Origin of the sequence: Xanthomonas sp. NCPPB 2586 (assembly GCF_041475775.2) — a bacterium.
In the GTDB taxonomy this organism is placed as follows: domain Bacteria; phylum Pseudomonadota; class Gammaproteobacteria; order Xanthomonadales; family Xanthomonadaceae; genus Xanthomonas; species Xanthomonas campestris.
Genome location: NZ_CM192981.1, coordinates 1,181,578 through 1,200,258 on the forward strand (window position 1 = coordinate 1,181,578; position 18,681 = coordinate 1,200,258).

The following is an 18,681-nucleotide window of genomic DNA, read 5'->3' on the forward strand; positions in this document are numbered from 1 at the left end:
CCTCCTCCTGGGTGCGCCAACCCTAACGCAGAACGGTTGTTGTCGATATCCTCCTGGGGTAACGTTACCTCGCACCGTGGCAACCGAAACAGGGGCGGCAGTTACGGGCAACATCGCGTCAGCGATGTTCACCGTTGCTTGGCAGTAGAGCTTGGGAGAGGCCTCTAATGCTGATGGTTCGCAAGGCGTTCCGCCGTGGAGCGCTGTGGCTGTTGTGTGGTTGCGTGGGCTGGACTGCAGTGGAGGCTGCACCCGCCAAGGTCGATCCGCCCGGTCCTTATGACGTGCGCGTGCTCGCAGGCGGCGTTGGCTTGAGCAAGACGCTGGCCGCTGATGCACCGATGCTGGCGGCCGACGCAGACTGGAGTGTGTCCGGTTGGGTGCGTCCTGCCATGGACGTGCCCGGTACCGTGCGCATTGCAGGTCTAGGTGATGCGCGCGGCGACGGGCGCTTCTTCGTGATCGACAACGGCCGTCTTGGTTTTGCCCAAGGCGATAGCGTGCTGCGCAGCAAACACGCGCTGCCGGTAGCTACGTGGACGCAGATTGCAGCGGTGGCGCAAGGTGCACGGCTGACGCTGTATGCCAATGGACGCCAGGTGGCCAGTGGCACGCGCGTGTCACGTGCGGTGGCGCCGGCGCTGGTCTTTGGCCCACGTGTGCCGGCCGATGCCGCGTCGCTGCACTTCGGTGGCGACATCGCCAATTTCACTGCGCGCGCCGGTGCGCTCGATGCAGCAGCTATTGCGCAGCAGGCACGGCACGCGCCGAATGAAATATTGCAGCGCTTCGAAGATGCGTCGCCAGGCTGGCGCGTGCAGACCAAACAGATGGCTGGGCAGCTCGAACCGCAACCGGCCGCCACGCTGCCACGCAGCGCCGCACCGTTCTCCGCACCGGTGGCCAAGCCCGTCACCAATGCGCCCGCATTGCAGCCGCTGGATGCGCTGTCATGGCGCGTGGGCGGCTGGCAGCTGGCCGCTGCGCCTGACCTCGGCACGCGTGGTGGTGCCGAGCTGTCGCGTGGCGCTGCACCTTCCAGTAGCGCATGGCATGTGGCCACCGTGCCGGGCACGGTACTCACCACGCTGGTCGATCGCGGTGTGTATCCAGATCCGGATATCGGCCTCAACAACATGGCCATTCCCGAATCGCTGAGCCGCCAGGACTGGTGGTACCGCAGCACCTTCGAGCTGCCTGCCAGCACGCAGGGCAAGCGCCTGGAACTGGTGTTCAACGGCATCAATTACGCCGGCGAGATCTGGGTCAACGGCGTGCAGGTGGGGCGTACGCGTGGCGCATTCGCGCGTGGGCGGTTCGATGTCAGCAGCTACCTCACGCCCGGCCGCAATGCGATTGCCGTGCGTGTTTCGCCGCCGCCGCATCCGGGCATTGCGCACGAGCAGTCGATGACCGCCGGCGTTGGCGAGAACGGTGGCATGCAGGCACTGGATGGGCCCACCTTCATTGCCAGCGAAGGCTGGGACTGGATCCCGGCGGTGCGCGACCGTAATGCCGGGCTCTGGCAGGATGTACAGCTGCATGCCACCGGCCCGCTCGCGGTCGGCGACACGCACGTGGTCACCGCCAAACTGGCGCCCGGCCATCGCCGCGCCGAGCTGGAAATTGCCGTGCCATTGCGCAACACCAGCGGCACTGCGGTGCAGGGCACAGTGCAGCTTGCCTTCGGTGATGTGCGTATCCAGCGTGAGGTCAACGTGCCTGCGGGCGGCACCACGCTCACACTCACTGCCGCCGACACGCCGGAGCTGGTGGTGACCAATCCACGGCTGTGGTGGCCGAATGGGTATGGCGAGCCCTCGCTGTACACCTTGCAGGTCGGTGTCGCAGCGGGCGGTGTGCAGTCGGATCTGCAGCAACTGCGGTTCGGTATTCGCGAGGTCACTTACGAGCTGTCGTTGTTCGACGAACGTGGCGCACTGCGTCGTGTGCTGGTGGATCTCAATCAGGCCCGGCAGCGTGGCGAGCGCATCGTCGATGTGCGGCACGCCGCCATTCGCCCGGTGCCCGGTGGCAATGCGCAATCGCTGTATCCCGGCGCACTCGCGTCGCCAGCGGTGACGCAGCTGGATGACAGTACGTTGGCCCCGCATCTGGTGCTGCGCATCAACGGTGTGCGGATTGCGATCAAGGGCGGTAATTGGGGTATGGACGATTGGCGCAAGCGCGTCTCACGCGAGCGCCTGGAGCCGTACTTCCGCCTGCAGCGCGATGCGCACTTCAACGTGGTGCGCAATTGGGTGGGGCAGAACACCGGAGCGAGCTTCTTCGACCTGGCCGACGAATACGGCATGTTGGTGTTGAACGACTTCTGGCAATCCACGCAGAACTACAACATGGAGCCGGCCGACGCGGCGCTGTTCCTGGCCAATGCCGCCGAGGTCATCACGCGCTTCCGCAACCACCCTTCGATTGTGCTGTGGTTCGGCCGCAACGAAGGCGTTCCCGCGCCGATCCTCAACGAGGGCCTGGACGCGCTGGTCGCCGCGCTCGATGGCACACGCTGGTACACCGCCAGTTCCAACGAAGTGAATCTGCAAGGCAGCGGCCCGTACAACTATCGCGAGCCGGTGGCGTACTTCAACAAGCTGGCACAGGGCTTCTCGGTGGAAGTGGGTACACCGTCGTTCTCCACCCTGGAGTCCTTCAAGGCGTCGGTACCTGCGGTGCAGGATCAATGGCCGATCAGTGACAGCTGGGCGTATCACGACTGGCATCAGTCCGGCAACGGCGATACCGCCAGCTTCATGCGCTCACTCAGCGACAAGCTTGGCGCACCAACCAGTCTGGAGGATTTCGAACGCAAGGCGCAGCTGCTCAATTACGAAACCCATCGCGCCATCTTCGAAGGGTTCAACGCGCAGTTGTGGACGAAGAACAGCGGCCGGCTGCTGTGGATGAGCCACCCGGCGTGGCCCAGCAACATGTGGCAGATCTACAGCCACGATTACGACACCCACGCCGCATACTACGGCGTGCGCAATGCTGCCGAGCCACTGCATGTGCAGATGAATCTGCCCGGCCACGAAGTCGTGGTGGTCAACAACACGACCACACCGGTGCGCGGCCTGCGTGTGCGTGCGGAGACCTATGCGGCCGACGGCCGCCTGCTGCAACAACGCGAGCAGGCGGTGGATGCAGCAGCGGTGGCGGTGTCTGCACCCGTGCTGCAGCTGGCGCCACTGCTTGCGGACGCAAAGGAACTGGGCTTTGTGCGGCTGCAGTTGCTGGAGCACGACGGCACGGTACGCTCGCGTAATTTCTACTGGGTGGCGCGCGATGCCGCTGCCATGCGCGGCCTGGACGCATTGGCGCCGGTGCCACTGGAGCTCACTACGCAGCTGCAGGCCGGCGATGCGCCGGTGCTGAATGCCACTGTGCGGAATCCCTCGCAGCACGTGGCCCTGGGCGCCAAGCTCACCTTGGTGGATGCGCAAGGCCAGCGCATCTTGCCGGCCTACTACAGCGACAACTATCTCAATCTTGCGCCTGGCGAGAGCCGCACCGTGGAGATTCGCGGGCCGGCCGAGGCCAGCTTGCGCGCCGCGCGCGTGCAGTTGCGCGGGTGGAATCTTGCACCGTCTTCGGGCACCGCCAGCGGCAGTCCCTAGCGGCGTCCTTGCAGTTGCTATGCCGTGCCCCGCACGGAGCTCGCACTGGCGCGTTGAACGCGTCAGACACACCGTGCCGCCCCCCGGCGGCACCATTCGAAATGGTCGTGGAGTGTTGTCATCCCTGGGAGGGGACCATGAACAAGTTGCTGTCGAATACACGTCATACACCGCTGGCCGCCGCGCTCGCGGCCGCACTGACCTTGCTGGCTGGTGGCGCGCAAGCGCAGGACGCCAGTGCCGGCGCAGGTGTCACCGAGTTGGACAAGGTCATGGTCAAGGGTGTGCGTGGCGCGCAGGCCGAAGCCATCGAGAACAAGCGCACTGCCGCGCAAATCATCGATTCAATTTCGGCTGAAGACATCGGCAAGCTGCCCGACGTCACCATCACCGATTCGCTGCAGCGTGTACCCGGCGTACAGATCCGGCGCTCCGCCGGCGAGGGCTCACAGCTCAACATCCGCGGCATGCCGCAGGTGCAGACCACGATGAATGGTGAGCTGTATCTGAGCGCAGGTGGTGGCGATCAATTCGGCCAACCGAACATCGGCCGCGCACAGCCGGATTTTGTCGACATCCCGCCGACACTATTCAGCGGCGTGGACGTAATCAAGTCGCCCACTGCCGCCGATCTGGATGGCGGCATCAGCGGCACGGTCTCGCTGAAGACGCGTCGCCCGTTCGATCTGCCCGAAGGCTGGACCTTCAGCGGTCAGGCCGAAGGTTCCTACGGCGACCGCGTGGAAGAACTCAACGAGTTGTACTCGGGCCTGGCCAGCTTCCGCACCGAACGTTGGGGCGCCCTGCTGGCGGTGTCGTATTCCGATGCCACCCTGGAAAACAAGCACCCCAGCGTGTATTCCAACGGCGCGCAAAAATCCACCGAGCAGAACGTGGGCTTCGACTTCAACGGCGATGGCCGCATCGGCAGCAATACCGATCCGTCCAACCTGCCGCGTGATTATTTCTATAACTGGGTCGCCACCGAACTGGATAACCGCAGCACCGACCGCCAACGCACCGGCGTCAACGGCTCGTTTCAGTTCAACATCAACGACTCGTGGACGGTGCTGGCCGACGCGGCCTATACCAAGCTCGAAGACCAGGACACCTCGGTGGCCGCGCAGCTGCATACCGGCTGGGCCACCAATCAGCTGCAGCCGGGATCGGTGGTCGATTCCAACGGCGTGCTCGAATACGGCCAGTTCCGCTACAACCGCTTCCAGGCACATTCGATGGCCGGCGTGGCCGATTCGGATTCGCTCAACACCAACCTGGAGCTGCGCTTCGATGACGGCGGCCCGTTCCGTGCATCGTTCCGCTGGGTGCATGGCGATGCACAGCGCACCTACGACGAAGCGCGTGCCGATGCGGTGGTGACTCGCGGCGATCAGATCACCCGCGCTGGCGGCGTGACGCAATGGGCAAACGCCAATGGCTTGCCAACCGTGGATGCCTCGGTGGATTTCCGCGGCACCTACCCGGCGGTCAACCTCGGCACCGATGTGTCCAACCCGGACAACTGGCAGCTGATGTCGACCTGGGCGCAGGGCAACAAGATCGAAGCGACGATGGATGCATTCCGTGCCGATGGCACCTTCGAGTTCGACGAAGGTGTGGTACGCGGCTTCCAGTTCGGCATCCGCTACGGCGAGCGCGAGGTCAAGCTGGACACCTATCGCTACCTGTCGCCGGTGTCGACCACATGCGCAGACCCCAACCGCTCGCTGTACTACTTCAAGGACCCGCTGATCTCCGACACCTGCAGCGGCGTGTCCGAAGCGCGCCTGCTGCCGTTTAATTCCATCCCCGGCTACTGGGCGTACTTCAACGACTTCGATCCGCTCAAGGTTACCGGCCTGGGAAGCCAGGGGCTGCCGGCGATCAATCCGCAGGTCATGAAGGACCCGGTGGGGTATATCAACAGCCTGTATCCGGGCAACGTGGCCTACCAGCAGGCCGCCGATTCGTACAAGGTCACCGAAAAAAGCACGGCGGCGTATTTCCTGGCGAATCTGGAAGGCGGCACCGGCAGTGCGGTGCCGTGGACGGCCAATATCGGCGCACGCATCGTGCAGACCAAGCTGGCGATCGATCAGTATCTGAGCAGCGGCAACGTGTTTATCGGCAATGTCGAATGGAACGGTGTCAGCCCGGCGATTGGTACCAACCGTTTGAATCGCCAATACACCGACGTGCTGCCCACCGCCAACCTGTCGCTGGACATCACCGACGCGCAGAAACTGCGTTTCGCCTACAACAAGGCGGTGGCACGTCAGGATCTCCCCGATCTCGGTCGTGGTCTGGTGAGCTTCTACGCCGTCAACGGCACGCCACCGCGTAACCCTGCGCTGCCCTCCGATGCGGTGCTGTTTCTCAATGGCCGTTCCGGCAACCCGGATCTGGATCCGTACCGCGCCACCAACTACAACGCATCGTGGGAATGGTATTTCTCCGATGCGTCGTTGGTCAGCGTGGGCGCGTTCCTGATCGACGTGAAGTCGTTCCCCACCACGGTGACCAACATCGAGCCGCAGCCCGATGCCGACGGTGTGGTGCGGCTTGGCGGCCCGGTGGAGCGCATCGTCAATGGCGGTGGCGGCAAGATCAAGGGCTTCGAAATCGGCTATCAACAGGCCTTCGATTTCCTGCCCGGCTGGCTGAGCGGTTTCGGCACCAACATCAACTACACCTTCTCCGATGCCGATACCGACAACACCGATATCGAAGGCAACACGCTGCCGATCGGCGACAACTCCAAGCACCAGGCCAATGCGGTGCTGTGGTATCAAAAGGACAAGTTGCAGGCGCGCGTGGCCTACAACTGGCGCAGCAAGCGTTTCAGCCAGGTCAATAGCGGTGCGTGGGGCGATGAGCTGGCGATCTGGAACGACGACGTCGGTTATCTGGATGCCTCCTTCAGCTACGACGTCAACGACCACCTGACGCTGTACGCACAGGCCACCAACCTCACCGGCGAGAGCGAGCGGCGTTACGCGCAGTGGACCAACCACTATTACGACCAGAACATCTTCGAGCGTCGTTATTACGCGGGCCTGCGTTTGCGTTTCTGATCCGGCTGCACCCCATGCGGCATGGCGCGCATCCGCGTCGTGCTGCATGTTCTTCTAGCGAGACTCTCCACGCGATCATTGCGCGTTCTTCCCGTCGCCGTTTTCATGCGGCGCTGCAGTACGCCTGACGGAAACGTCGGGCACCCTCCCATTCGGCCGCATCGTCGGGAAGCGATGTGGCCGTTTTTTGTGCGTGCTGGCACATCCATTTGTGTCGTAATGCCTGGACTGCACCGATGGGTGTAGCGGGTATTCGGATCTGGTCCGAACGCAATCTTTGGCGATTGCGCCGCTCACAGCTGCGGCGTAGTTTGCGCATGGCGAGCTTGGTCACGCCGCTCGCAAGCACAGCAGTCAATGCTGCTCGCTCACTCGCTCCCTGGAGATCATCCACTCATCACGCAAGTGCCGGAACGCGCTTATCGGCCCGGTACCCTGCCCCTGATACACGCTGAGCGTTATGCGTTTTCGTCTGGATCAAGGCCATCTGGCCCTGCCTCCTTGCGTACGCGTTGCTGATGTCTTGCCCTCGTACGCCGTTGCGGATGTGCGCTGGCGGAGCGTGTCCGATCGCCTTCCAAGGAGTCTTCGATGGGTGCCTTTACAGGAATGGGAGTAGGCCAATACCACCACGGTCGTGCTGAAAGAACATCCGCAATCCCTGAGAACCAACCACGGAAAAAGGTGAATACCATGCGTTCCAATCAAGGCATCCGTCGCAATATCAAGCGCACACTGGCGTTGTCATTGCTGGTTGCAAACCCTTTGCTGATCGCGGCGGTGTCCGCGCAATCGCATGTCGATAATCCCTTCGTAGGCGCAACCGGCTATGTGAATCCGGATTACGCAAAGAAGGTGGATGCATCGATTGCGAAAGTGAAAGTGTGCCGCTCAAGGCGAAAATGGGTGTGGTCAAAAATACTCCCACGGCGGTCTGGCTCGATCGCATCGATGCGATTGCCGGCGGCTCAAAGAACGCCGGGCGCCTCGGTTTGCGCGCGCATCTGGACGCGGCGCTGGCGCAAAAGAAGGCCAACACACCCATCACCGCCAGCTTCGTCATTTACGATCTGCCCGGGCGCGACTGCCATGCATTGGCATCCAATGGTGAACTGCCGCTCACTCCCGCAGCGCTGGAGCGCTACAAGAAAGACTACATCGACGTGATTGCCGGCATCTTTGCCGATCCGAAGTACAAGGACATCCGCATCGTCAATGTCATCGAGCCGGATAGCCTGCCCAACCTTGTCACCAACTTGAACGACATGCGCTGCGCGTTGGCCAATTCCACCGGCATCTACGAGGCCGGCATCAAGTATGCGATCGACAAGCTGCACGCAATTCCCAATACCTACAATTATCTGGATATCGGCCATTCCGGCTGGCTGGGTTGGGATAGCAATCGCGGCCCGACCATTGCGCTGTACACGCGCGTGGTGCAGGGCACTGCCGCGGGCCTGTCCAGCGTCGATGGCTTTGTGACCAACACCGCCAATACCACGCCGTTGAACGAGCCCAATTTGCCCAACCCCGAGTTGAGCGTGAATGGCCAGCCGATTAAATCGGCCAAGTACTACGAATGGAATCCGTATTTCGACGAGACCGATTTCACCCAGGCGCTGTATAGCGGATTCGTCGGTGCGGGCTGGCCGGGCACGATCGGCTTCATCATCGATACCGGGCGCAATGGCTGGGGCGGGCCGAATCGTCCGACTGCGGCAGTCGGCAGCGACATCACGACCTATGTGAATTCCGGGCGCATCGATCGCCGGCTCCATCGTGGCAATTGGTGCAATCAGAGCAACGCAGGGATCGGTATGCCGCCCGCTGCAGCGCCCGGTGCGCATCTGGATGCCTACGCATGGGTCAAGCCACCGGGTGAGTCGGATGGTTCCAGCACGCTGATTCCGAATAATGAAGGCAAGGGCTTCGACCGGATGTGCGACCCCACCTACACCACGGCCGACGGCGTGCTCAGTGGTGCGATGCCGGGCGCGCCGATTTCCGGCGCCTGGTTCCACAACCAGTTCGTTGCGCTGGTCAACAACGCCTATCCGGACATCGCGACCGCCAGCGCCGCATCTGTTGCACTGCCACCGCGCCAGGTGCCGGCTGCAACCCGTGGGCTCACCGCTACGGTGGGAGATAGCACTGTCAAGCTGAGCTGGTCAGCCGTGAGCGGCGCAGCTAGCTACACGGTGCAGCGCCGCGCCGGCACCACGGGCGCATTGACGACGGTGAGCAGCAACGTCATCTCAACCGCCTATGTAGACCGCGCGGTCGTCAATGGTGCCGTGTACACGTACGTGGTGACGGCCAACAACGCGGCAGGTGCGAGCGCGCCATCGGCTTTGGTGATCGCCCGGCCGAACAAGTAGCCGTCTTGCTCTTCTCAGTGCAATGAGTTGATCGCAACGCAGTCTGCGGTGATGGCGGTCGTGAACACGACGGCCGCCATCAGTGAGCCCCGCAGCCCTACACATCGTGTCATGCAGCTGTTTTCGCGCTTTGCCTGCATGGGCGTCGTGTGTCAGTACGAAATTGCGAACTTCGCTCTGATCGTCTGAGCCGGATTGCTGTGCTTCCCATCACTGGCATAGGCCGGTGGCTGCAGTTCGCCCGGTCGCAAGCCCGGGCACCCTCCCATTTGGCCGCATCGGCGGGAAGCGATGCGGTTTTTTTTTGTGCGTTGCACGTGCAGCCATACGTTTGCAACCATCACCACATCACACCACCGGCGCCGCCGTCGAACCGCGTTTCACCAGCGTGTACTTCATCACCTGATGCACGCCTTGCACTGGTGCGCCCTTGCGTCGTTCGCGAATGGCTTCGGCCAGCAGCGAGACCGCTGCGCGGCCCATGGCGGTGACTGGCTGATGCACGGTGGTGAGTTCGGGCCAGATGGTGGTCGCCACCGGCGTGTCGTCGAAGCCGGCCACCGACACATCCTCGGGCACGCGTAGGCCCAGCCCATGCGCCACCGCTACGGTGGCTGCTGCCATGTCGTCGTTGCTGCAGAAGATCGCCGTGGGCGGTGCGGGTTCTGCGAGCAATACGCGCGCGGCGAGCAGGCCCGAGTGATAGGTGAACAACCCCTCGGCGATCAGCGCCTCATCGATCTCCAGCCCCGCCGCTTGCAGGCTGTCGGCGTAGCCACTGGCACGCAGCGCGCTGGGTGTGTGTTTGGGGTCGCCCTTGATCAAGGCGATGCGGCGATGGCCAAGCGCGATCAGATGATCGACGAGCGCGCGCGCGGCCTGGTAGTCGTCGATGCGCACCGAGCTGATCTGCGCCATCGGTGCGCCACTGGCCACCGCCACCACCGGGATGCCGCGTGCATCGAGTTCGGCAATGGTCTGGCGTGAATCGCACAACGGTGGCGGCAGGATCACGCCATCCACGCCGGCGGCGAGCAGGCGTTCGGTGGCAGCGCGCTGGCTGCGGATGGCGCCGCATTTCTCCACCAGCACCTGGCTGCCATTGAGACTGCTCTGTTCGAGCAGGCCGAGCATGAATTGATTGAGGTACGCCGCGCTCGGGTTGCTGTACAGCACGCCGATGCGCAGCAATCCACTGGTGCGCAGCGAGCGAGCGGCCAGATTCGGCCGGTAGCCCAAGGCCTGCACGGAGGCCTCCACCCGCACCCGCATGTCTTCGCCCACATGCGGGTGGCGGTTGATGACGCGCGAGGCCGTCATCGGCGAGACGCCTGCGTGTTTGGCGACATCCAGCAGGGTTGCTGCCGTGGTCGCAGTGCGTTGCCGCTTGGCCGCCATCGTGTGTGCTCGTCCTGGAGTTGAAGCGCACCGCTGGCAGTGCGCCTCAGCTTACTCGTTCGGCGGCTGCACAGACTTTGCGCGGCTGTCGAAATCGCCATCGGCTTCGGCGGCCAGATACGCGAACACGGTGTAGGCGGCCACGTTCTGCGCGAGCGCCTTCGGGTCGATCTTGTCCAGCGTGTCGTCTGCGGTGTGGTGCAGATCGAAGTAGTCGGTGCCGTCCTGCGCCAGCCACGCCCAGGCACCGCCCTTGGCAGAGATCGGCCCCACATCCGGGCCAGGGCCGCCCTTGCTGGGCTCATACGCGATGCCCAGCGGCTTCAGCACTTCGGCAATCTGCTAGGTGGCCGCGCGCGATTGTTCCGGCGCCGCCGAACCGGTGTTGAAGGCGTAGATGCGCCCGGCACCGAAGTCGCTTTCAGCGCCAATCTGATGCAGCGCCATGTCCTTGGCGTCCTTGCCATGCGCAGCCGCATACGCCTTGCCGCCGTACAGGCCCTGCTCTTCGTTGGCGAAGGCCACCACGCGAATCGTGCGCTTGGGCGCCTGCTTGAGCTGGCCGATCAGATGGCCGGCGGCCATGGTGATCGCCACGCCCGCGCCGTCGTCAATGGCGCCGGTGCCCAGGTCCCACGAATCCAGATGCCCGCCGATCACCACCACTTCCTTCGGCTTGCTACGCCCGGTGATCTCACCGATCACGTTGTACGAAGTGGCCGTGCCATCCCAGCCGCAATCCAGCGCCAGCCGCACGCGGGTGCTACCCAGGGCTGCCAGGCGTGCCAACTGGTTGGCATCGGGCACTGACAATGCCGCTGCGGGTACCGGGGTCAGGCCTTCATCGAAACGGGTGATGCCGGTGTGCGGTACGCGATGCGAGTCGGTGCCGGCCGAGCGCATCACAAAGCCGATGGCGCCTTTGCGGATTGCTTCGGAAGGGCCCTTGCTGCGCACTGCGCCGCCGTTGCCGTAGTCCTTGCCGTCGCGCGCCTTGACCATCTGGTAGTCGACAAAGGCAATCTTGCCGGCCAGGGAACCCGCCGGCGCCGCCTGCAGTGCAGCCAGATTCTCGAAGCGCACGATCTCGCCTTCCACGGTGCCGCCCGGGCTGCCGCCCAGCGCAGTGATATGCAAGGGCTGCGCATGTGCGCCGATGACGGCGGCCTGCTCGCTGCGGCGCTCCCACTTGGGGAAAGTGACCGGCTCGGTCCAGACCTTGTCAAAGCCCAAGGACTTGAACTTCGCCTTGGCCCAGGCCACCGCGCGTGGATCCGCTTCACCGCCGGCAATGCGCGGGCCCACTTCGGTGGTCAACGATTCCACCACTGCAAAGCCGGTGCTGTCGGCCAGCGCCTGCTCGCGCAACTGCGCGGCGGTGCGCAACGCGTTATCGGGAATGCTGGTGGGCGCGGCAAGCGCTGCGGAGGTGGCAAGCAGGGCGGAGATGGCGACAGCGAGGCGACGCATGCAGGACGGCTCCAACGACAAGGGGGACCCCGAGCTTATCAGCGCGAGGTTCCCCGTCTGCGTGCGAAAAGTCATCCTCGTGTGCGAAGTGCGCGCAAGGATGTGGCCGCTTGTTTACGGCACGGTCGGATTCTTGAGCGTGTCGTTCTTGAGCGAGTCGCGGATCTCGCGCAGGAGCAGCACTTCTTCGCTCGGGCCCTTGGGAGCATCCGGCTTGCGCTGGCTGAGGCGGTTGATCAGTTTGACCACCAGGAAGATCGCAAAGGCAATGATCACGAACTGCACGACGGTGTTGATGAAGTCACCGTAGCCGATCACCACGGCAGGAATTTCCTTGCCGGTGGCATCCACGCCCGCCGGTTTGAGCACCCACGCCAGCCGCGAAAAATCCACGTTGCCGATGGCCCAGCCGATCGGCGGCATGATGATCTTTTCCACCAGCGCGGTGACGATCTTGCCGAACGCCGCGCCGATGACCACACCGACCGCCAGGTCGATGACATTGCCACGCATCGCGAATTGCTTGAATTCGCTGACCATTCCCATAGTGCACTCCAGATGGGGGACGCGGACCCACTGCCGCTGCAGCGATCGTAGCCCGGCCGATGTCAGCCCGCGATGATGCCGTGGCGTTCGGCCACGTTTTCCAGGCGCGCACTGAAGTGATCGCCCGGCAACAACGGGCCGACGCCTGCCGGCGTGCCCATGAAGATCAGATCGCCCGCGCGCAATGCATAGAGCTTGGACAGCTCGTGCAGGATCTCCGGCACATTCCAGATCATCTGGTCCAGCAACGATTGCTGGCGCACTTCGCCGTTGACTTCCAGCGACAGGTTCAATGCATCCAGTGCACCCACTTCGCCGGCATGCACCAGCTCGCTGATCGGTGCGGAATGATCGAAGCCCTTGGCGATGTCCCAGGGCAGGCCCTTGGCCTTGGCCGCGGCCTGCAGATCACGACGGGTCAGGTCCAGGCCCACGCCGTAGCCATAGATCAGGGCCTCGGCCTGGTCCACAGGCAGTTCACCGGCGGGTGCATCGCTGCCCAAGGCCACCACCAGCTCCACCTCGTGGTGCAGCTCCTTGGTGCCGGGCGGGTAGGGGATGTGGTCGCCATGACCCACCACGATGGCGTCGGCCGGTTTCATGAAGAACGTGGGCTGGCCACGTTCGGCCTTGGACGCCGGCGCGGTGGCGCCCATTTCGCGGGCGTGATCGGCAAAGTTGCGGCCGACGCAATAGATGCGGTGCACCGGAAAACTACCGCCACCCACCACCGGAATGCGCGGGACATCGGCAGCGGGAATCACATCGTGGGTCATGCACGCATCCTCGAAGACAGGACGCGTGAGTCTAGCTGCTTGGCGGTGCAGGCGAAAACAACTGGCGCCTCAGGCGCGCTGCAGCGTGCGGCTCAGTGCGAGAGCGGAAGGGCCGGCTTGCGCACTACGTGGTACTCGGCCTCCACCACGCGGGCGTGCTGCGGCGCGCGGCGGTTGGACTTGCTCAACAATTTCCAGGCCACGCCACCAAGGATCATTGCAGCGCCCACGAACACGCTGAAGAAGATCAGCACGGCCAGGATAGCCAGGCCGGCGAGGCCAGCGGCAACGCGCACCAACGGGTGACGCGGCTTGCGCGGCGCAAACAGGTGGTGGAGGTTGCCGAATTGGAAGATGCGTGCGGGCATGGCGGTGGGCTGCCGGAGGAAACGAGGGGGCAGTATCGTTGCGGTTTCATGTCATTGAGTGAAAAGTTCGTTAAATCGAGTGCCGTTCTGTTAAGCCCATCACATTGGTTGTGTTGGGAACCACGCGCTTCGCGTGTTGTTGTTGGGCTTGCACGCGGTTGTGTCTGCTAACTGCGACGGCTTAGCTGTGATCGGCTAGTTGCAGTTGGTTGCGGAAGTTGCAGCGTGTAGTGGGGAAGTTGCCTTGCGGTCTGTCTGATAGCCAGGCGCGTTGGTTGTTAGGAATGCGCGATGGCCGAAGCCGCGCGGAGCCGCAGTTGCGCGGACGCCGCCGCGTTGAAATGGCGCAATGCGCCTGGGCGCAGTCTCCATGGAGCGGCATGGCACAATCAGGTCTGTTCGCAGCGATCGATCCCATGTCGTCACTACCGCCCACCGCGCCGATTCCGTTGGCGCAGATTCCCGATGCCGGATTTTTAGAAGTCGAAGCACTGTGGGATGGCGGGCCGGAATCGGTGGTGTTGTACCGCGACGGTGCACAGGTCCGCGCCTGGTTGAACGTGTGCCCGCACGCTGGCCGCCGGCTGGATTGGGCGCCCGGCCAGTTTCTCAAGACCAAGGAAGGCCAGCTGGTGTGCGCCGCGCACGGCGCGGCGTTCGAGCTGGATGCCGGCGAATGCGTCAGCGGGCCGTGTCGCGGTCAATCGCTGGTGGCGGTGCCGGTGCGCATCGATGGCGAGCAGTTGCTGCTGGGGTGAGCTGGCGTGGGCGTAGATGGGCTTCATGCGGCATCGCGAGGGCAGTCGTCGCTATGCTGCAGACCGCACGTTTCAAGACTGTTGGACTGCAAGACTGCTGGAGGTAGTGCGCGCAGTGCACCGGCATCCGCCACGCACTGCCAGTGCCAGTCACGCCTATCCGCGTGTTGCGATGCCGCCGCCGGTCAGATGCTCACTGCAAAGAGTGCCCATTGATCGCAGCGCCACTGCAATGGATTGCATGCATCGACCGCAGCGCACCGCACGTATTCGTAAAGTCGGCACGACGGCGCGCCATCACTCAGCGCAGAGGCGCGACGCTCCCCCTCTACCGCCACAACGCGCTCAGCGCGCCGCCCACCAGAACATCAGGTTGATCATCGTCACCATCACCACGATGTAGATCAGTGACAGCGGTGCGCCCACGCGCCACAGCTCGCGCGGCTGGTAGTTGGCCGGGCCGGTCACCATCGAGATCACCGGGTTGGAGGCGGTCATCAGGTTGTTGGATGCCGACAACGCTACGATCAAGGCGAACGCCGTGGGGTTGCCGTTGGCCGCGAGCGCCAGGTTGACCGCGATCGGCACCATCACGATGGTCGCGCCGACATGGCTGATCACCAGTGAAAAAGCGGTCGTCAACAAGGCCAGGCTGATCTCCAGCGCCCACACCGGCATGCCTTCCGGCAGGCGGTCGATGGTGTGGCCGGCCACCCACGCCGCGGTGCCGCTGCTGTCCATCGCCCAGCCGAGCGGAATCAGCCCGGCCATCATGAAGATGGTCTTCCAGTTGATCGAGGCGTAGGCCTCGTCCATGCGCAGCACGCCGGTCACCAGCATGCAGGCCACGCCGGTCATCAAGGTCAGTGCCACCGGCAACTTGGAGGTCAGCGCAATCAGGATGGTGAAGGCGAAGATCGCCATCGCGATCTTGAACTTGTGCGGGCGCTGTTCGCCCTTCGGGAAGTCGGTGACCGGCACGAAGTCGCGGCTTTCCGCGGCCTGCGCCAGGTCCTGCCAGATGCTGTGAAACACCAGCATGTCGCCGGCGCGCAGTGCCACGTTGCGCACGTCCTCGCGAATCACCTGCTTGTCGCGGTTGATCGCCAGCAGGCTGATGCCGCTTTGCTTGCGCAGCCGCAGCTCGGCGGCGTTCTTGCCGATCAGGCGCGAGTTGGGCGGAATCACCGCCTCGGAAATGCCGGCCAGGCTTGGGTTGAACAGATCGCCCAGGTTGCGCAGGCGCGAGGACATGCGCAGGAAATGGTTCTGCGCAAAGTCGGTCACGTCCTGGCGCTTGCCCATCGCACCCAGCACGCTGCCGACCCAGATGCGCATGTCGGCCGGCGGGGCCAGGCGGGTGTCGTTGCCGGTCTTCAGCGCCAACAGCAGCGGCGCATCGTGAATGGCTTCGGCCTCGCCCAGGGTCATGCCCACCAGTGGGCTTTCGGCGGTGACGGTGAGCTCGAACACATCGCCGTCGATGCCGTAGGTCTTGGCGAAATAGCTCTCGGTGCGCGAAGGCGTGACGCCCTCATTGATCAGGCGCTCTTCCTCGATCAACTTGCGGTCGCCGTAAAACCGGAAATACAGCAAGGCGGCAACCAGCAGCGCCAGGCCGATCGGCAGCGGCGCAAACATGGTCAACGGCTCGATGCTGGCCATGCCCGAGGGCAGATTGTTGTTGGCCGACACCAACAAATCGTTGAGCAGGATCAGCGGCGAATTGCCCACCATGGTGAGCGCACCGCCCATCACGATCGCCGCGGCGATCGGCAACAGCATGCGTTGCAAGGTGAGCCCGGTGCGTGCGGCCAGCCGCGAGGCGACCGGCAGGTAGAGCGCCATCACCGAGGGGTTCTGCATGAAAGACGAATTCAGGCCGGAAATGCCCAGCGTCATCATCATCAGCCTCTGCTCGCTGCCGTGCGAACGCCGCAGCAACCAGGTGGCCAGGCGGTTCAAGGCGCCGGTGCGCTCCAGCCCCGCACCCAGGATGGTGGTGGCGATGATGCTCATCACCGCGTTACCGGAGAAGCCGCCAAACAGTTCCTCCGGCGCCACCAGCCCGGTGACGCCCAACACCACCAACACGATCAACGCCACCACGTCGGCGCGGATGCGCTCGAACAGGAACATCGCCATCGTAAAGCCGACCAGCCCGAGGACGAGCTTCATGTCGTTGGTCAGCGTTAGCGCGGTGTCCATGAGGTGCCGGGAATGGGGAGTCGGGAATGGGGAATGGCAAGAACGGATGGCGCTGACGCGTGCAGGTTATCCGGGCGCCGCTGGCGCCTGCCCTGGCGATTCCCGATTCTCCATTCCCGATTCCCGGTCATACAGCAAATCCCACACGCCATGGCCCAGCTTCTGGCCACGGGTCTCGAAATGGGTTTGTGGGCGCCAGGCGGGGCGTGCGACGTGGCCGCGTGGGCCGGCGCGATTCACCAGGCCTTCTGTGGCGTCGAGCACGTCCCACATCTGTTCGGCGTAGTCGGCCCAGTCGGTGGCCGCGTGCAAGCGGCCGCCATCGCGCAGCTTGCGCACCAGCAACTGCGCGAACGCCGGCTGCACCAGGCGGCGCTTGTTGTGGCGCTTCTTGTGCCACGGGTCCGGGAAATAGATGCGCACTTCATCCAGCGCGCCGTCGGCGATCTCGCGCTCGAGCACTTCCACTGCATCGTGGTGATACAGGCGCACATGCGTGGCGCCGTCATCGTCCAGCGCATTGAGCAGCCGCCCGACACCGGGGGCATGCACCTCGATGCCGATGTAGTCGCGCGCAGGGTCGTGCTGGGCTGCGAAGCGCAAGGCCGCACCATTGCCGAAACCGATCTCCAGCACCTTGGGTGCGGGGCGGCCGAACACGGCGTCCAGGTCACGCGGGGCGCCGGTGTAGTCCAGACCGAAGCGCGGCCACAGCTCGTCGAACGCGCGCTGCTGCGCCGGCGTAAAGCGGCCCTGGCGCAACACGAAGCTGCGCACCTGGCGGCGACCTTCTTCGATGGTGAAGGGCTTGGGCGGCATCTTGGCGCCGTCGCTGGTGAAAGGATCAGTCATGAAAAATCAGCCATCGGCGAACAACGCCCCTGTCCCACCGGGAGAGGGGTGTGAGTAAATGAAAAATGCAAGCCAAGCAGGCGTCGCGCGCCGCAGCCCGCGCCAGGCGCAGACCGCGCATGCAAGGCCATCTCGGCACGCCTGCTCATCCGATCACGCCATCGACCGGGCTCGATGCCGAGGCGTAGCGCTTGCGCGGAATCCGGCCAGCCAGGAACGCCTCGCGGCCGGCTTCGATCGCCTTGCGCATCGCGCTGGCCATCAGGATCGGGTCGCGTGCACCGGCAATGGCGGTGTTCATCAGCACGCCGTCGCAGCCCAGTTCCATCGCAATGGCGGCATCGGAGGCGGTGCCCACGCCGGCGTCGACGATGATCGGCACCTTGGCGTTTTCGATGATTTCCAGCAGGTTGTACTTATTCTGGATGCCCAGGCCCGAGCCGATCGGCGCGGCCAGCGGCATCACCGCCACGCAGCCGATCTCTTCCAGCCGCTTGGCCAGGATCGGGTCATCGGAGGTGTACACCATGACCTCGAAACCGTCGGCGACCAGTTGTTCGGCGGCCTTGAGCGTCTGCACCACGTCCGGATAGAGCGTGCGCTCGTCGCCCAGCACTTCCAGCTTGGTGAGGTTGTGGCCATCCAGCAGCTCGCGGGCCAGCCGGCAGGTGCGCACCGCGTCTTCGGCGGTGTAGCAGCCGGCGGTGTTGGGCAGCAGGGTGTAGCGGTCCGGCGGCAGCACGTCGAGCAGGCTGGGCGCGTTGGGGTCCTGGCCAATGTTCACCCGGCGAATGGCCACGGTGACGATCTGCGCGGCAGCGGCCTCGGTGGCCAGGCGGGTTTCGTCCAGGTCCTTGAACTTGCCGGTGCCGGTCAGCAGGCGCGAACGGTAGGGCTTGCCGGCGATCACCAGCGCATCGGAGGGGGCGGAAAGTGTCATGCGGCGATTATCACCGATCGGGCGTGGATGCGCCGGCCATCACCGCGATCAACCGCCGCCCAGTGCATGCACGATTTCCACCACGTCGCCCTCGCGCAGCGCATGGGTGGCGTGCAACCCGCGCGGGACGATTTCGCCATTGACCTCCACCGCAACGCGGCGCTGCGACAGACCTTCAAGTTCCAGCAGCGCGGACAACAGCACGTTGTCGGGAAGCGTGCGTGGAGTGCCGTTGAGTTGAATGTTCATGTCATCATTGTTGCATCGCGTGCCGCCAGGGC

Annotated in this window: 11 protein-coding genes and 2 pseudogenes; 4 read left to right on the forward strand and 9 right to left on the reverse strand. The window is 64.1% G+C overall.

Features of this window, described 5'->3' with window-relative positions; all coding sequences use genetic code 11:
- Positions 1–167: 167 nt before the first annotated feature.
- The 3 genes and pseudogenes from ACCQ09_RS04975 to ACCQ09_RS04985 all read left to right on the forward strand — a co-directional run bounded on the left by ACCQ09_RS04975 (position 168) and on the right by ACCQ09_RS04985 (position 9,084).
- Complete coding sequence (locus ACCQ09_RS04975; protein WP_228427693.1) at positions 168–3,632, forward strand: glycosyl hydrolase 2 galactose-binding domain-containing protein; 3,465 nt, start codon at positions 168–170, stop codon at positions 3,630–3,632.
- 137 nt (positions 3,633–3,769) lie between these two features.
- Entirely contained in the window at positions 3,770–6,706 is a 2,937-nt protein-coding gene (locus tag ACCQ09_RS04980; RefSeq protein ID WP_040940774.1) for a TonB-dependent receptor, read from the forward strand.
- Positions 6,707–7,453: 747 nt separating this feature from the next.
- Positions 7,454–9,084 (forward strand): annotated as a pseudogene (locus ACCQ09_RS04985) (glycoside hydrolase family 6 protein).
- Positions 9,085–9,432: 348 nt separating this feature from the next.
- Here the strand turns inward: ACCQ09_RS04985 and ACCQ09_RS04990 are convergent.
- The 5 genes and pseudogenes from ACCQ09_RS04990 to ACCQ09_RS05010 form a co-directional block, all read right to left on the reverse strand.
- Positions 9,433–10,482, reverse strand: coding sequence for a LacI family DNA-binding transcriptional regulator (locus ACCQ09_RS04990; RefSeq protein ID WP_040940776.1), 1,050 nt, complete (start codon positions 10,480–10,482; stop codon positions 9,433–9,435).
- Between the two features lie 51 nt (positions 10,483–10,533).
- Positions 10,534–11,952 (reverse strand): annotated as a pseudogene (locus ACCQ09_RS04995) (M20/M25/M40 family metallo-hydrolase).
- A 114-nt stretch (positions 11,953–12,066) separates the two neighbouring features.
- Entirely contained in the window at positions 12,067–12,498 is a 432-nt protein-coding gene (gene mscL, locus ACCQ09_RS05000) for a large-conductance mechanosensitive channel protein MscL (protein WP_011038263.1), read from the reverse strand.
- Positions 12,499–12,560: 62 nt separating this feature from the next.
- Positions 12,561–13,274 (reverse strand): fumarylacetoacetate hydrolase family protein, encoded by a 714-nt coding sequence (locus ACCQ09_RS05005; protein WP_012437544.1) that lies wholly within the window; start codon positions 13,272–13,274, stop codon positions 12,561–12,563.
- A 92-nt stretch (positions 13,275–13,366) separates the two neighbouring features.
- The gene (locus tag ACCQ09_RS05010) at positions 13,367–13,642 is read right to left on the reverse strand and encodes a hypothetical protein (RefSeq protein WP_011038261.1); all 276 of its coding nucleotides are present in this window, start codon (positions 13,640–13,642) and stop codon (positions 13,367–13,369) included.
- Positions 13,643–14,058: 416 nt separating this feature from the next.
- Between ACCQ09_RS05010 and ACCQ09_RS05015 the strand changes: the two genes are divergently transcribed.
- A complete protein-coding gene (locus ACCQ09_RS05015) occupies positions 14,059–14,400 on the forward strand; it encodes a Rieske (2Fe-2S) protein (RefSeq protein ID WP_040942244.1) in 342 nt (113 codons plus the stop codon).
- A 345-nt stretch (positions 14,401–14,745) separates the two neighbouring features.
- On the opposite strand, the gene ACCQ09_RS05020 is transcribed toward ACCQ09_RS05015, so the two are convergent.
- The 4 genes from ACCQ09_RS05020 to thiS form a co-directional block, all read right to left on the reverse strand.
- Complete coding sequence (locus ACCQ09_RS05020; RefSeq protein ID WP_011038259.1) at positions 14,746–16,608, reverse strand: SLC13 family permease; 1,863 nt, start codon at positions 16,606–16,608, stop codon at positions 14,746–14,748.
- Between the two features lie 66 nt (positions 16,609–16,674).
- Complete coding sequence (trmB, locus tag ACCQ09_RS05025; protein WP_011038258.1) at positions 16,675–17,460, reverse strand: tRNA (guanosine(46)-N7)-methyltransferase TrmB; 786 nt, start codon at positions 17,458–17,460, stop codon at positions 16,675–16,677.
- A 145-nt stretch (positions 17,461–17,605) separates the two neighbouring features.
- A complete protein-coding gene (locus ACCQ09_RS05030) occupies positions 17,606–18,400 on the reverse strand; it encodes a thiazole synthase (RefSeq protein ID WP_011038257.1) in 795 nt (264 codons plus the stop codon).
- 48 nt (positions 18,401–18,448) lie between these two features.
- Positions 18,449–18,649, reverse strand: a complete 201-nt coding sequence (gene thiS, locus ACCQ09_RS05035; protein WP_016944633.1) for a sulfur carrier protein ThiS — start codon at positions 18,647–18,649, stop codon at positions 18,449–18,451.
- Positions 18,650–18,681: the final 32 nt, after the last annotated feature.